Here is a 13848-nt window from a genome sequence, read left to right on the forward strand (position 1 = left end):
GTGCCTGCTCCCGCTTCGGCGGAGCCGGACGCTGCGGCAGGTCGGGGAACAGGGCCTCTTGGTCGTGTCGTCCGTGCTGGGTCATGTCATCGCATCCTCGGTCGCGTCGTCGTCCCGTGGTCGCCGAAAGCCGGCAACTCAGCGGCCTGGGGATCCAGGGCCGCTGAGCGCCGAGAACCGGTCGCCCAGGACGCTTCTGTTGTGGTCCGTGGGCATGGCCCACTCATTTGGGACAAGGCGCCGACGGGGTTCCTGGCGATCACTGATTGGCAGAAACTTTCGATGCCTCCGGTCACCTAGGTGACGACGTTGCCCGGGAACGATCAGTGCACGGCGAACTCACGAGATCCGAGGGCTCTCCGTTGCGGACGGCGTGGCTGCGGCCGACCGAGGTCCCCCCCCCAGCCGGCGACGAACGACTCCGGTGGGGGACAGGCAGTTACGTCCGACGAATCAGGACCGAGAATGCAAGAGGTGTGTGGGTCATCGGGTTTGTGCGTTCCTGGCCGGCTGGTTTGGGATCGGCAGCAGCGAGCTCGAGTCGGTGGGCAGCTAGCGTGGCGAGGTGATCAAGGACCTAGAGGTCGTGGCTCAGATCCTGATGCGAGACGTCCACGTGACGACTCCGGTACGACTCGCCTTCGCTGCGGCGCCTTGGTTCGCCGACGACGGCGACGGGTCGACGCCCGACGGCGTGATTCACCTGGCTGACATGACGCCGAGCCGAGATCCGGATGCGCCGTTCGGGGCCGCTGCCGACTTCAACCAGACCGTCTTCACCTGGCAGCGCGATCGCGGTGCTTCGCTTGAGGACGCGCTGGTCGAGGCCGCATGGGGCGGACTCGAGGCCGTCGTGCAGGTCGCGCTGTGGAGTCGTGGACTCGACCCGACCTGGCCGCCGTGCCTTGAGCACGCCGGTCATCATCCGCTCCGCGCAGTCGCAGAGGACCTTGAGATCCGCCAATCCGCCGATCATGTGGTCGCGCAGTCAGCGACGTGGCGTTGCCATCAGCCGGTCGAGAATCAAGTCGCTTGGGGCGAGACCGCTATCCCGATTGGCCGACTCGGCCTGCGCAACGGCCTGGCCATCGAGGCGAATGGCGCTCCGTAGCATGCGTGCCGCTGCCTGCCGCTGCCTGGTGGGTTGTCGCGGACGAAATGCCATCGACGATCGGGGTACAGACTCGGTTCGTCTCTGCCGGGTCGCTGTCGGACCGCATCTCGATCGATCCCGAGGTCGTGCACAGTCGTCCCGTGATGCCGGGCAGCCGGATGCAGTTCTCGGAAGTGCTGTCTCTGCTCGTCGCCGCCCGGCGCGCGACGAGGTCGAGAGACCCCTCGCGGCCTACCCGTACCGTTTGACCGCCTGTCCTACTTCGTCGTCACACGAGCTGGGCAGGCCGTCTCGGTAACGCGCCGCGAGCCAACCCGGGCTCCCGGCAGGCGACCCGAGCTCGGTGGCGCCGTACCGGCCCGAGTTGGCGTACCTATGGGGTGCTGCACAGCGCCCAGATAGACGCGCCGATTAGGACGCAGCGTTCGCGTCCCTACCTGCGGCACGTAGGGCGCGCCTAAGCCGTGATCCAAAACGCCTCGATGCTGTGTCGGTTGGCCGCGATCGGTTGATGCCAGCCAGAAGGGTTGTTCGTTGCTGCGGCGAGTCCGTATCCAGAGCAACCACACCCAGCCGTACTCATCTGCCGTTCCATACTTGCTCGGCGCGGTGAGTCAACGAGGCTCATCGCCGAAGAGGCTCTGGATCGGCCGGAGGATTTCTCGACCGCCTTGCTCAGGCACGATTGCGCCTATTGCGATGCCGAATCCGGAACACTGCACCTATGGACACGCGCGACTACGAGAACCAGAGGTTCCGTGACAGCATCCGTCGGCTGCGCGGGACTGTTCGACGCATGCGGTACGACTGGCCGCTCGACGCCGACACAGCGAAGGACTTTGAGGATCTCACTCGTGAGCTAGAGCGTTACTTCCTCCGAGCCGCATCGCGGGTTGACGACCCGTACTTCGACGGCCAGTGGTCAGATTGGCAGGAGCGGTGGCGCTCGGTGGCTCGTGAAGGTGTCCGACCTGACCTCCGTCTGATTGCTGCTGCTGCAGCTGGCTCGGCTCTGGATTTTGAGGTTAGGCCGATCTCGGATTTGCTGGCCGAAATAACGATCTATCTCGATGTCTTCGACAGCAATGCCGTGGTGAGGGTCGAAGGGGCCTGCTTCGCCCTGAGCGGTCTGCTGGGTTACGACGGCTTCGAGTTGATCGAATACCAGCGTGCATCTATCTGGGAGCGACTGCGAGGCAAGACTAACGAAGCTGCAAGCTCTGACGTCGTGAGGCGTCACGCCTCCGAGATCGATCAGGCTCTCTCCAATCTGATTGTGGGGAAGCAGCAGGTCGAGGTCGACGGCAAAGCCGCTGAGGTGATCGCCACTCTGACGGCGAGCGTCAGCGACGTCGCCAATGCCTGCATCCGAGCTGGTTCGGTCATGCTCGTGAAGTTCACGCCGCCGGGTTCAGATCAGGCGAGCTTGTTGATTCGTTCATTGAGTCCGCTCGAGCTTCGAGCGCTGGAACAGAACCCCGGGATTCAGCGTGACCCCGCAAGCGCGATAGAGATGCTCGCGGTCACGGTACAAGCGCTCGAAGGAGGACAGGCGGACTAGCGGCGCCCATTTGAACCGTTGGACGTTGGACCGCTAAGCGGAAGGCTCTGTCTGCGACTTTCGACAGAACTGGCAGGGACCCGGTCCGGCACCATGGCAACCCTGCGATGGTGCGCGTCGGTCGCCGTCTGACTGTGCGATGCCGAGATGGTCCGCCTACGCGCGGACCCGCCGCCGTCGAACCCGTTCCGGCCGCGCGTCCTTTCACCGCCTGACAGCGCGCCTTCTCAATTGCACTCTTCCGCCGAGATCCGGACGTTCGGCAAGGCGGGCACCCCGCCCACAAAGACGCGCCTGAACCCGCTGCAATCCGAGTAATCCGCCCTCGTCGCCATTCGCTCGATAGTGTGCGTGCACTTGAGATACGCAGGCGCCCAGGTCGCGGCGCACAGATGAGGATGAAGATGGCACTCGCTCAGCACTGGCCCATCGAAGAGGTCCCCCTCGACGACCTCGATCTGGACCTTCGCAACGTCCGCATTCCGAGTGGTCACGCCGACGAGATGGCGATCGCGGCCTACTTGGTAGAGGCAGCGGACCTGCTCACCCTGGTGCGCGACATCTTGCGCGACGGCTACCTCGATAACGAGCTACCGCTGATCACCGCCTCCGGTGTCCGTCACGTCGTCCTGGAGGGCAACCGTCGAATCACGGCGTTGAAGGCAATCAAGGACCCGAGCGTGGTTGGTAAGGCAGCACCCCAGGTCGAACGGTTGAAGACCCGATATCCGCACGGCGAGACGCCGACCGTCGTTCGCGTCATGATCGCCCCGTCTCGAGAGGCGGCACTGCCACTTCTTGCGCGGCTGCACACGAGCAACCCGAAGAAGAGTTGGGTACGCGAGCAGCAAGCGATCTTCTATCACTCCCAACTCACGCCGAGCGTGACAGTCGACGACCTGCGCACGACCTACATCGGCGAGACGCAGATGATGGACTACATCCGCATGGGAGAGATGCGCGAGTTGATCCGCGGGCTCCGCTATGCAGATACCGCTCTGCGCGAGTTCGTGTTCTCGGGAAACCTGAAGATGACGGCGTTTGAGTACGTCTACGAGAAGCGCCAGGTACAGGACGCTCTTGGCATCAGCTTCAACAAGGACGGCATGCTCGCCTCGAAGAAGATGAACAAGAAGCAGCAGAACGCCTTCATCTACGTCCTACAGCGGCTTAAGGAAGGCACTCTCAACACCCGCTCGCCGGAACTGAAGGTTCGCGGGCGGGAACACAAGCCGTTCGTTGACCTACTGGCTCAGATTGTGTCCGGCATCGCCCCATCCCCGGGCACCCCGGACACCGGGGCCTCCGATGATGCAGGAACAGGCAATAGTCACGAGGACAATCACACTGACGCCTCGGAGCACGGCGACGGCGGTAACGGCACCGGTGACGTTGGCATCGGCGGGCGGGCTGGTACTGGCAGCACAGGGGCCGGCGGTACAGGTGGCGACGCTGGTGATGTCGACAGTGGATCGGGAACCCGTGGTCCGAACCGTGGTGACACCCTCTCGCGCCTCAATATGGACGGCTTCGCCTACACGGGCACCTCGCCGGCCATGAGGCGGCGCTTCGAGGAGTTGCGACGCATCGACGTCCGCGACTTCGCAAACGCGACTCACGATCTGTTGCGGACTGTCCTGGAGTGCTCGATCAAGGAGTACATGAGAGTCCAGGGGAACCCGATCAAGCCGAACAGCACCATCGGCTACTGCGTTGAAGAGGTGGCGAAGGCGTTCGCCAAGGATCGACGCATGACCGTCCTGATCAACACGATCAACCGCAAGGGCAGGATGAGCACGTCACAGTTCGTAGGCACGACGGAGGCGCTGAACAGCAGCAACCACGAGCCCGACCACTTCGTCGAAGGTCGCGAGGTCCACGAGGCCTGGGACCGCCTCAAGCCGATCCTCAACACGCTCGTCGGTTCCTAACGCACGCTTTTCGCGAGGCAAGGACTACTGGCAACCTCAGGCGCCGTGAGCCTACTCAACGTCGCTCAGCATCGCGGCAATCGGGCGCGACGCGATCAGGAGTTCACTAGCCTTTCCAGTTCGTCGCGCGCTGTAGCTGAGCTCGTACTCACGGACCTCGAACTGGCGGTAGAGACGTCTGATGAAATCGGAAGGATCGTAGGTGAGCACCCAGTTGGCCCCGCTTGCTGCGCTCAGCGTCTCGGCCAGGTCGGCGTGGTCGCGATGCGTGAAGGCGTTCAGATAGAGGCTGCCGCCCATGTCGACGTAGGGCGGGTCTACGTAGATGAACGAGTTTGGCTCGTGAGCATATCGCTCAACGACGGCCTGACCGTCGATGCTTGACACCTCAATGCGATCGCTGAGCCGTCCGATCTCCTCAAGCCGCTCGACGAGTTGCGCCCGGTTGAAGCGAGCGTCGATCTTGTAGTTGCCGTTCTGGTTGACCCCACCGATCGGACCAGCGTTGAGAATTCCGGAGCGGTTGGTCCTATTGAGATAGAAGAACGCGAATCCCAACTCGAGGGGAATCGACTCGTCAGCGGCTTTGTAGAGGGCCTTTTGCTCTCGCCAGTACTCGACCGTGAGGGGAGCCGACTCGACGAGATCGACAAGGTCTGCTGAGTGCTCGGTGACGGCCTTCCAAAAGCAGTAGACCGCCGGGTCGATGTCATTGACGACGAGTCGCTCGACCACGCCCTGGCGCAGGAGCGCGATGCCGGCGCCAACGCCGCCTGCATACGGTTCCACGTACAGTGCACCGGTGAGACCGCGGCGGCTGATGACGTCGGCGAAGAAGCCTGCCAAGGCTGCCTTGCCCCCGGGATAGCGCAGCGGGCTGAACGCGACGCTGCGCCCGGCCGCCCTAATCTGAAGCGGCGCGAGATCTGCGTCGGTCAGAGCCACAGGCTCAGTGTCGACCCTGACTGCTGTGACCGGAGCGGTACTCACTGAGCACGTCTCGCTTCCCCGGCTCGCGAGCCGCCAGTCGTCGACGCCGGACGAGGCGACTCCTCAGTGCGCGTCCGATTGCGGAACGCGGCTACGCGGCACTTACCGGAGCAGTACAGCGCATCGGCACGTGCGAAGAACCCGGAACCGCACAGAACGCACGTGCGCTTGGTGCTGGTACGTCGCAGGTGTTCTTGGCGCAGCGCGAAGCGGCGCTCGTCGAGCTCTCTGTCCGAGAGGGAACGAACTCGCATGTAACTACTCTAATCGTTACACCGCGAGGACGCCGATTCCTCACCAAGTGCGCCGCAACCGGCGAGCCACGGGCGGCTCGTTGGCCGTCAGAACTGGGGCCGTAGCCGGCGACAGCCGTACGGTCGCGGGCAACCGAGACGGGGGCTCGTCGGAATGGCAACGCCAGCTACCGCCGGTGGCTCGCGCACACGTGCGTCACACCACGGCGACGGAACTCGCGATAGCCCGAGGGTGGTGGATGGTCCCCATCGGTCTGGTGCGAGTGTTCGTACATGAGCGAGGCGGAGGAAGCTTGTGTCACTTTCGTTCGGGCCTGGGCGGAGTCAACACTGCGGCAGGTGGAGCGTGTGCGCGAGGTCAGACAGCAAGCCGCGCAGCTGAACCGGCAACTCGACCGAGACTGGGATCGAGATCTGGCGAAAGAGCTCGAGCCGCTGTGGCGTCAGAACTGGACGGAGGAGCACAGCCTCGTTTGGTCCCTCCATCAGTTGGAGCGCTGGGCAAGCCGACTGGCGCGCGAGCGCGGGTTGGAGCCCCTTGAGCCCGATGTTGAACTTCGCGATCTCAGGAACGCGCTGGAGCACCTGGATGACGCGGTGCTTGAGCACGGTCACCTCGCAGAAGCTGGTGAGGACCCCAAGAAGAATCGCTCATTGCGTCGGCTGCCCGGTGAGAACATCGCGATCGCAACAGGCGGGAGGCTGTTCGGCACGTTGGACCTTCGGGACCTTGAGGTGATCGCTCGCGAGCACTTCGAGCGTATGGAAGATGAGGAATTCGAACGTGAAGAGGCTGAAATCGAGGCCGCGATCGACTCCTATTTCGACGACGTAGTCGCAGCACGCCGCGAGCTGCGCTGAGTCATCGCGACCGATCCGACTCCCTAGTCGAAGGTGCGAGCGCGACAGCGTCTTATCGCCGCCTCTGGGACAGCCCATGCGCCACACATGCCAAGGACCGGGCGGCTGACTCAGGTCAGCAGCGGCGCGGTCATTGACCCCGAGTGCGACCATGGGTCATGCGACTCATCGGGCGCATCGCTCTTGTCGGCTGCGGGCTGCTCTTCGGCGCTTCCGCACTTCTTGGGTGCAGTTCCGACGAGACCTCGACGCCCGCTGCTGCACAGGTTGTCGATGCCAAGCCCGTCATCGCCCTGAACTCCGAGAGCAACGGCTGGCCTGCGGCTCTCATCAGTGGCTCCCTGGTGGAGCGCGAGGGGTGCCTGCTTATCGGTAATCAGGTGGCGGTGTTCCCGTTCGGTACGACCCGCGACGCCTCAGGTACCGAGTTCCCGGACGGCACGAGGGTGGCCGTGCCCTCCGAGGTGCGCATGACGGGGGGCCACTACGACGACCTCACCCTTATCCAGAGCGACCTGCCCGTCGTCCCGATGGCTGAGGTTAAGACCTGCGCGGGCGCGACTGGCGCGACTGGCTTCGTGTGGGCAATGCCGTCGTAGGTCCCGCTCGACCATGTCGCGATGAGTGCGCGCTTATGCCGAGAGTCGGGCGTCCGCTCGCGCAGCAAGATTGTGCGTAACGACGCTCGAGACAACTGATCTGGCTTTCAGGCTGACCTGAGCGGGCGTGCTCGGTTCGTCAAGGCACGTTCTGGTGCGAGGACCAGGCCGCCCGGCCTCTGCTGTGAGCCGGCCGGCCGCGCCCGGTTAGTTGTCCGTCCAGCAGCCTGACGGCCAACTTCGCGTTCTCCAGCGCCGAGCGGACCGACGGCCATAGGTTTCCCGCATGATCGTTAGCCGTCGCACCATCGTTTGGCTCGTTGTCCTGGTGGTCAGCGTCTCAACGCTGACTCCGTCGGCGGCCTTTGCCGACCACGAACGCGTTCTCGACGAGACCAGCGACGTCACCCGCACCTGGTGGACGGGATGCGGGCCGACCCAGGACTGCGCCGAACACCATGAGACGGCTCGCCATCGCAAAGTCGCAGACATTGTCTGGTCGCAGCACAAGTACACCGAGAAGCGACTGATCCTCCGCATGAAGCTGCGTGGCACCACAGTTCGTCGACAGGTCGGCACCTACGTGTACTGGGACATCGAAGGGCCTCGTGGGACAGGACTGAGCACCCAGATCCTCTACAGCGAGGGCGACCCCTTCACGAACTTGGGGAGCTACGACACCGACGGGTACAGGTGCCCGGCGGCGCGAACAACGATCCGCTCTCGGCGCGGGGTCTTCGCGCTGACGATCCCTAAGAACTGCCTCGAAGGGATGCCGTGGGTTCGCGTTGCTGCCGGAGTGATGGTTCAGGACTTCCGCCAGGGCGGCGGCGTCTGGCACGACGACGCACGCTTCGGTCCCGGGTTGGAGGTCCGTGACGGGGTCGCCCAGCGACACTTCGGGCCCCGGCTCTACATCGGCTGAGCCCGCGGCCCTCCCAGGGGTTGGACGCGCGAAGGTACAGCGAACGACCATCCGCCCGCTCATGTCGCGCTGCGGGCTCCGCCCGACCATGCCGCGCTGCGGGCTCCGCCCGACCATGCCGCGCTGCGGGCTCCGCCCGACCATGCCGCGCTGCGGGCTCCGCCCGACCATGCCGCGCTGCGGGCTCCGCCCTGCCGCCCGCCGGGCTACGAGGTCGACGAGTCAGGAACCGAGCCGAGCTTCGGTCTCTAGAGCGTGAAGGAGGTCTCGTCGCCGCCGGGTCCATGCATGGCCCTCTCGCTGGGACCCGGAGGACCCCGAGGGGGACGACGCAGTAGCGCTCGCACGCTTCGCGGACGTTGAGCCCGACTCCCTTGGCAGCTTGAGTCCCGACGAGCCGCGGTCACCCGGTCGCTGGTGTGGTCACGCCACCTCGGTGCGCCCGAGGGGGCTCGCGGTGAGGTGGTCTGAGCGGCTCGAAATCGTCGCCGGAGACGCCCCTCTGCCCTCAATCTGCCCTCACCAGGACCGTCAGAGACCACCATCGGCGCCAGACGACGAGTGGCGTCCGAGTCCTGTTTGCGCAGGTCAGAGGCTATTTTCGGTCGACGACGCCCAGCGTCCGAAACCCCCATCAACGTTCCGCTTCAACGTCTGAGGGAACCGGGCGGCCGTCGTCGGCGCCGCCGCCTCAGCGCGAGGGATCGACGATGGTGATGCCGGCGCTCTCGGCCCGGTCGAAGCGTGGCAGCAGGGCCGCGGCCTCCTCCAGGCCGATGGTGCGCCCGACGAGCCGGTGCGGCTGCAGCGTCCCGGCCTCGATGAGCGCCATCATGGCCGGGTAGTCGGCCGCCGCCATGCCGTGGCTGCCCAGGACGTCGATCTCCCACCCGATCACCCGCTCCATGGGCACCCGGGGGTGCCCGCCGACCGGCGGGAGCAGCCCGACCTGCACCAGGCGGCCCTGGCGGCGCAGGCTCAGGACGGCGTCGGCGCAGGTCTGCTCGCTCCCGACGGCATCGATCGCGACGTCGGTGCCGCCGGCCACGAGGTCCCGGACGGCCGCGGGGACGTCGGTCCCGTCGGCCAGGACGGTGTGCTCGGCGCCGAGCTCGGCGGCCAGGGCGAGTGCGCGGGGGTTGCGGTCGACGACGACCACGTGGGCGCCGTGGGCGCGGGCGACCATCACGGCACTGAGGCCGACCCCGCCGGCGCCGACGACCGTGACCCACTGCCCCGGGGTGATCCGTGCTCGCCCGACGAGCGCGCGGTAGGCCGTGGCGAACCGGCAGCCGAGGCTGGCCGCCGTCGCGTAGGTGACCTGGTCCGGTATGGCGACCAGGTTGGTGTCCGCCGCGTGCAGCGCGACGTGCTCGGCGAACGAACCCCAGTGCGTGAACCCGGGCTGTTGCTGGTCGGGGCAGACCTGGGCGTTCCCGCCGCGGCACCACTCGCAGCGCCCGCAGCCGCACACGAACGGGACGGTGACCCGGTCGCCGACCGACCACCGGGCGACGCCGGCGGCGACCTCGGCGACCTCGCCGGCGAGCTCGTGGCCGGGCACGTGCGGAAAGGCGATCTCGTCGTGGCCGGCCCAGGCGTGCCAGTCGCTGCGGCACATGCCCGTCGCGACGACACGGACCACGACGCCACCGGCGGGGGCCGAGGGGCGCGGGACGTCACGGACCCACGGCCGGGAACCGGCCGCGTCGACCACGACGGCGCGCATGCCCCCATCCTCGCGACCGTGCTCGGCTCGCTCGGTGCCGGGGGCCGGTCACCTCACCCGGCTCGTCGGGTCCCGGCCGCCGGGCTGCTCGCCGCGTCCTCGAGGACGACCCGTCCTCGGTCCAGGTGCAGGACGCGGTCGGCGAGGTCGATGACGACGGGATCGTGGCTGACGCACACGACCGCGGCCCCCGCGGCGACCTGGTGGGCGACGGCCTCGCGGATGTGGCGCGAGCTGAGGGCGTCGAGCCCGGTGGTGGGTTCGTCGAGCAGGAGCAGCCCCGCGCCCCGCGCGAGGCCCTGGGCCAGCAGGGCGCGCTGCCGCTCACCCCCGGAGAGGGTGGCGAACGGCCGGCGCGCCAGGGGGGTCATCCCCAGGAGGTCCACGGCCTCGCGGGCGCGCTCCCGGCCGCGGGGTCCGACGCGACGCCAGAGGCCGGCCTCGCCCCAGGTACCCATGGCGACGACCTCCCGCACGGTCACCGGCAGTCGGTCCGGCACGGCGGAGCGCTGGGGGACGAACGCCACCGACCCCGCCTCGACCACCACCTGCCCGGACGTCGGCGGGAGCACCCGGGCCAGCACCTCGACCAGGGTGGACTTGCCGGCGCCGTTCGGTCCCGCGAGCACGGTGAGCTCACCGCGGGCCACGTCGAGGTCGACGTCGAGGAGGGCGTCGTGCCCGCCCCGGGTGACGCGGACGCCCACCAACCGAGCGGCGGGGGTGCCCGGTGGGCGAGCAGGTTCCGGGGCGGTGGGGGCGGTCACGGGGGAGAGGCTAACCCCGTCTCATCTGATTTTGAGAATCACTCTCATTTCGTTTAGCGTCCTGATCCATGCCCGACCTCCTCGAACCGTTCCAGCTGGAGTTCTTCCAGCGTGCCGCCGTGGGCGGTGCCCTCGTGGCGGTGCTGTGCGGCGTCGTCGGCACCTGGGTGGTCATCCGCAGCATGGCCTTCCTGGGCGAGGCGCTCGCGCACGGCATGCTCCCCGGCGTGGCCGTCGCCACCGTCGCGGGCCTGCCGGTCGTGCTGGGCGCGGCGGTGAGCGCGGGCCTGATGAGCCTGGCGGTCAGCCTGCTCCAGCGCCGCGGGCGCCTGTCGTACGACACGAGCATCGCGCTGCTGTTCGTGGCCATGCTCGCGCTCGGGGTGATCGTCATCTCGCACTCGGGCAGCTTCGCCACCGACGCGACCGCGATCCTGTTCGGCGACATCCTGGCCATCTCGGACGCGGACGTCCGGTTCCTCGCCGGCGCCGCGCTCGGCACCGTCCTGGCCGCCGCGCTGGCCCACCGGGCGCTGCTCGCGCTGGCCTTCGACCCCCGGGTCGCCGCCGTCCTCGGCCTGCGACCCGCCCTCGCCCAGGGTCTGCTGGTGGGCCTGGTGACCCTGGCGGTGGTGGTGTCGTACCAGGCCGTCGGCTCGCTGCTCGTCGTCGGCCTGCTGGTCGCGCCCGCGGTGGCGGCGTCGCAGTGGACCCAGCGGATCCCCACCACGATGGTGCTGGCGGCCGTGCTCGGCGTCGTCGCCGTGCTGGTCGGCCTCCTCGTGTCCTGGTTCGGCGCCACCGCCGCCGGATCCTCCATCGCCCTGTCCGCCATCGGTCTCGCCGCCCTGTCCTGGGTGGTGCGGGTGGTCGGCGACGCCGTGCTGTCCGCCGCCCGCACGCGGGCGACCCCCGCCGCATGACCCCGTCCCCCACCCCAGGAGCCCGCGTGTCACCCCGCCTGATCGTCCTGGCTGCGCTCGCAGTCCTCCCGCTCGTCGCGTGCAGCGGCGAGCCGGACCCGTCCCCCCGCGACTCCTCCGCCGGGGGCGACGAGAACCACGGCGAGTTCGCCGGGGCCGTCGAGCTGGCCGAGCCGGCCCTCGGCCTGACCACGGTGGACGCGGCCGGTGTCGTGCGCCACCTCGACCTGCTCGACGAGAGCGTGAGCGAGCTCGCGGGCGTCGGGGACGCCAGCGGGGTGCACACCGATGGCCGGTTCGCCTTCGTGCAGACCTCGGGTGGCGTCGACGTCGTCGACAGCGGGGTGTGGACCTGGGACCACGTGGACCACTTCCACTACTACCGCGCCGAGCCGCGCGAGGTCGGGACCGTGCCGGGGACCGGCCCCGCCACCGTCGCCACGACGAACTCGTCGACGAGCGGGGGCAGCGGCGTGTTCTTCGGCGAGTCCGGCGAGGCGGTGCTGCTCGACACCGAGGCCCTCGCCGACGGCGAGCTGGTCGAGCGGTACCGGGTGTCGACCACCCCGCACGACGGCCTGCTGGTGCCGGTCGGCGACCTCGCGCTGGTCACCGAGCCCGACGCCTCGGGCACCGCGGCCCGGGTGCTCACCCTCGACGGCGACGGTCGCCCCGTGCCGGGCGGGGCGCACCCGTGCCCCGACGCCCAGGGCACCATCACCACCAGGGTGGCGGCCGTGATCGGCTGCGCCGACGGCGCGCTGCTGGCCAGCGTGGTCGACGACGAGCTGCAGGTCGAGCGCATCCCCTACCCGCCCGGCACCTCGGCACCGGCGGCGACGTCGTTCGCGGGGCGGGACGGCCGCCCGACGGTGGCGGCGCTCGCCGGCGAGGACCGGGTCTGGCTGCTGGACACGCGGGCGGAGTCCTGGACGCTGCTGGAATCGCCCGTGCCGCTGGCCCAGGTGACCGCGGTCGACGACGACGACGAGCACGTCGTCGGGCTCTCCACCGACGGCCGGGTCGTCGTCCTCGACGGTGGTTCGGGGGAGCTCCTGGGCACCTCGGGTCGCCTGGTCGCCGCGTCGCTCCGGTCCGGCGTCGGGGTCCCGACGATGGTGGCCGACCAGCAGCGGGTCTACCTCAGCGCGCCGGCGGAGAAGCGCCTCTACGAGGTCGACTTCGCCGACGACGCCCGGGTCGCCCGGACGTTCGAGACGCCGACCCGGCCCCTCTACGTCGCCGGGACCGGCCGGTGAGCGCCGTCCGCGTCGTGGGCGCCGTGCTGGCCGCTGCCCTGCTCGGCCCCGCGCTGGTGGCCTGCTCGACCAGTGACGACGACGACCGTCCGGTGGTCGTGGTGTCGACCAACATCCTGGGCGACGTCGTCGAGGAGGTCGTCGGCGACCAGGCGCAGGTCGTCACCCTCATGCGCCCGAACGCGGACCCGCACTCGTTCGAGATCTCGGCCCAGGAGGCGGGCCGGATGCGCTCGGCCGACCTCGTGGTCTCCAACGGGCTCGGCCTGGAGGAGGGCCTGCAGCAGCACCTGGACGCCGCCGCCGACGACGGCGTGCGCGCGTTCGTGGCCGGCGACGCGATCGAGGTCCTGGACTACGCCGACGGTGACGCGAGCGGGTCCCCCGACCCCCACTTCTGGACCGACCCCGCCCGCATGGTCGACGTCGTCGAGGGGCTCGAGGCCGCCCTCGTCGAGGTCGACGGCGTGGACGCGGAGGTCGTGTCGGCCCAGGCCGACGCCTACCTGGAGGAGCTCGGTGCGGTCGACGCCGAGATGACCGAGACCTTCGCCGCCATCCCCGCCGGACAGCGGGCGCTGGTGACCAACCACCACGTCTTCGGCTACCTCGCCGACCGCTTCGACTTCGAGATCGTGGGGGCCGTCATCCCGGGCGGCACGACCCTGGCCGCGCCCAGCGCCTCCGACCTCGCCGACCTCGTCACCGCGATCGAGGAGACCGGCGTCCGCGCCGTCTTCGCCGAGTCGTCCTCCCCCGACCGGCTGGTGCAGGCCCTCGCCCAGGAGGCCGGCGTCGACGTCGAGGTGCTCGAGCTCTACACCGAGTCGCTCACCGAGCCCGGGGAGGGCGCCGAGGACTACCTCACGATGCTGCGCGCCAACGCCGAGCGCATCGCCGCGGGCCTGGCCTGACCCGCCACGCCCGGCCACGCA

At 68.4% G+C, this 13848-nt stretch carries 12 protein-coding genes; 9 read left to right on the top strand and 3 right to left on the bottom strand.

The features are described 5' to 3' along the window. Positions 1-565: 565 nt before the first annotated feature. The 3 genes from FE634_RS03845 (at position 566) to FE634_RS03855 (ending at position 4606) form a co-directional block, all read left to right on the top strand. The gene (locus tag FE634_RS03845) at positions 566-1111 is read left to right on the top strand and encodes a hypothetical protein (RefSeq protein WP_138875127.1); all 546 of its coding nucleotides are present in this window, start codon (positions 566-568) and stop codon (positions 1109-1111) included. A 727-nt stretch (positions 1112-1838) separates the two neighbouring features. Beyond that, a complete protein-coding gene (locus tag FE634_RS03850) occupies positions 1839-2675 on the top strand; it encodes a hypothetical protein (protein WP_148240361.1) in 837 nt (278 codons plus the stop codon). A gap of 404 nt (positions 2676-3079) precedes the next feature. Further along, complete coding sequence (locus FE634_RS03855) at positions 3080-4606, top strand: hypothetical protein (RefSeq protein ID WP_138875130.1); 1527 nt, start codon at positions 3080-3082, stop codon at positions 4604-4606. A gap of 51 nt (positions 4607-4657) precedes the next feature. Here FE634_RS03855 and FE634_RS03860 read toward each other — a convergent pair whose 3' ends face one another. Beyond that, complete coding sequence (locus tag FE634_RS03860) at positions 4658-5551, bottom strand: DNA adenine methylase (RefSeq protein WP_262347569.1); 894 nt, start codon at positions 5549-5551, stop codon at positions 4658-4660. Positions 5552-6123: 572 nt separating this feature from the next. Between FE634_RS03860 and FE634_RS03865 the strand changes: the two genes are divergently transcribed. The 3 genes from FE634_RS03865 to FE634_RS03875 all read left to right on the top strand — a co-directional run bounded on the left by FE634_RS03865 (position 6124) and on the right by FE634_RS03875 (position 8235). Next, positions 6124-6711 (top strand): hypothetical protein, encoded by a 588-nt coding sequence (locus FE634_RS03865; RefSeq protein ID WP_148240362.1) that lies wholly within the window; start codon positions 6124-6126, stop codon positions 6709-6711. A 158-nt stretch (positions 6712-6869) separates the two neighbouring features. Continuing rightward, positions 6870-7310, top strand: a complete 441-nt coding sequence (locus tag FE634_RS03870) for a hypothetical protein (protein ID WP_138875132.1) — start codon at positions 6870-6872, stop codon at positions 7308-7310. Positions 7311-7596: 286 nt separating this feature from the next. Beyond that, positions 7597-8235 (top strand): hypothetical protein, encoded by a 639-nt coding sequence (locus FE634_RS03875; protein ID WP_138875133.1) that lies wholly within the window; start codon positions 7597-7599, stop codon positions 8233-8235. A 691-nt stretch (positions 8236-8926) separates the two neighbouring features. On the opposite strand, the gene FE634_RS03880 is transcribed toward FE634_RS03875, so the two are convergent. Both FE634_RS03880 and aztA read right to left on the bottom strand, forming a co-directional pair. Further along, the gene (locus FE634_RS03880) at positions 8927-9964 is read right to left on the bottom strand and encodes a zinc-binding dehydrogenase (RefSeq protein WP_138875134.1); all 1038 of its coding nucleotides are present in this window, start codon (positions 9962-9964) and stop codon (positions 8927-8929) included. A gap of 53 nt (positions 9965-10017) precedes the next feature. Further along, positions 10018-10731, bottom strand: coding sequence for a zinc ABC transporter ATP-binding protein AztA (aztA, locus tag FE634_RS03885; protein ID WP_148240363.1), 714 nt, complete (start codon positions 10729-10731; stop codon positions 10018-10020). Positions 10732-10799: 68 nt separating this feature from the next. Between aztA and aztB the strand changes: the two genes are divergently transcribed. Genes aztB through aztC form a run of 3 tightly spaced genes read left to right on the top strand, consistent with a single transcriptional unit; the run spans position 10800 to position 13827 of the window. Next, positions 10800-11654: a zinc ABC transporter permease AztB gene (gene aztB, locus FE634_RS03890; RefSeq protein ID WP_138875135.1), complete on the top strand. Its 855-nt coding sequence runs from the start codon at positions 10800-10802 to the stop codon at positions 11652-11654. Between the two features lie 26 nt (positions 11655-11680). After that, positions 11681-12913 carry an ABC transporter gene (locus tag FE634_RS03895; RefSeq protein WP_222847663.1) on the top strand — a complete coding sequence of 411 codons (1233 nt, stop codon included), beginning with the start codon at positions 11681-11683 and terminating at the stop codon, positions 12911-12913. Further along, positions 12910-13827, top strand: a complete 918-nt coding sequence (gene aztC, locus FE634_RS03900) for a zinc ABC transporter substrate-binding protein AztC (protein ID WP_246060526.1) — start codon at positions 12910-12912, stop codon at positions 13825-13827. The genes FE634_RS03895 and aztC overlap by 4 nt, the downstream gene beginning before the upstream one ends. Positions 13828-13848: the final 21 nt, after the last annotated feature.

The sequence above is a fragment of the Nocardioides sp. S-1144 genome, from assembly GCF_005954645.2.
GTDB lineage: Bacteria > Actinomycetota > Actinomycetes > Propionibacteriales > Nocardioidaceae > Nocardioides > Nocardioides dongxiaopingii.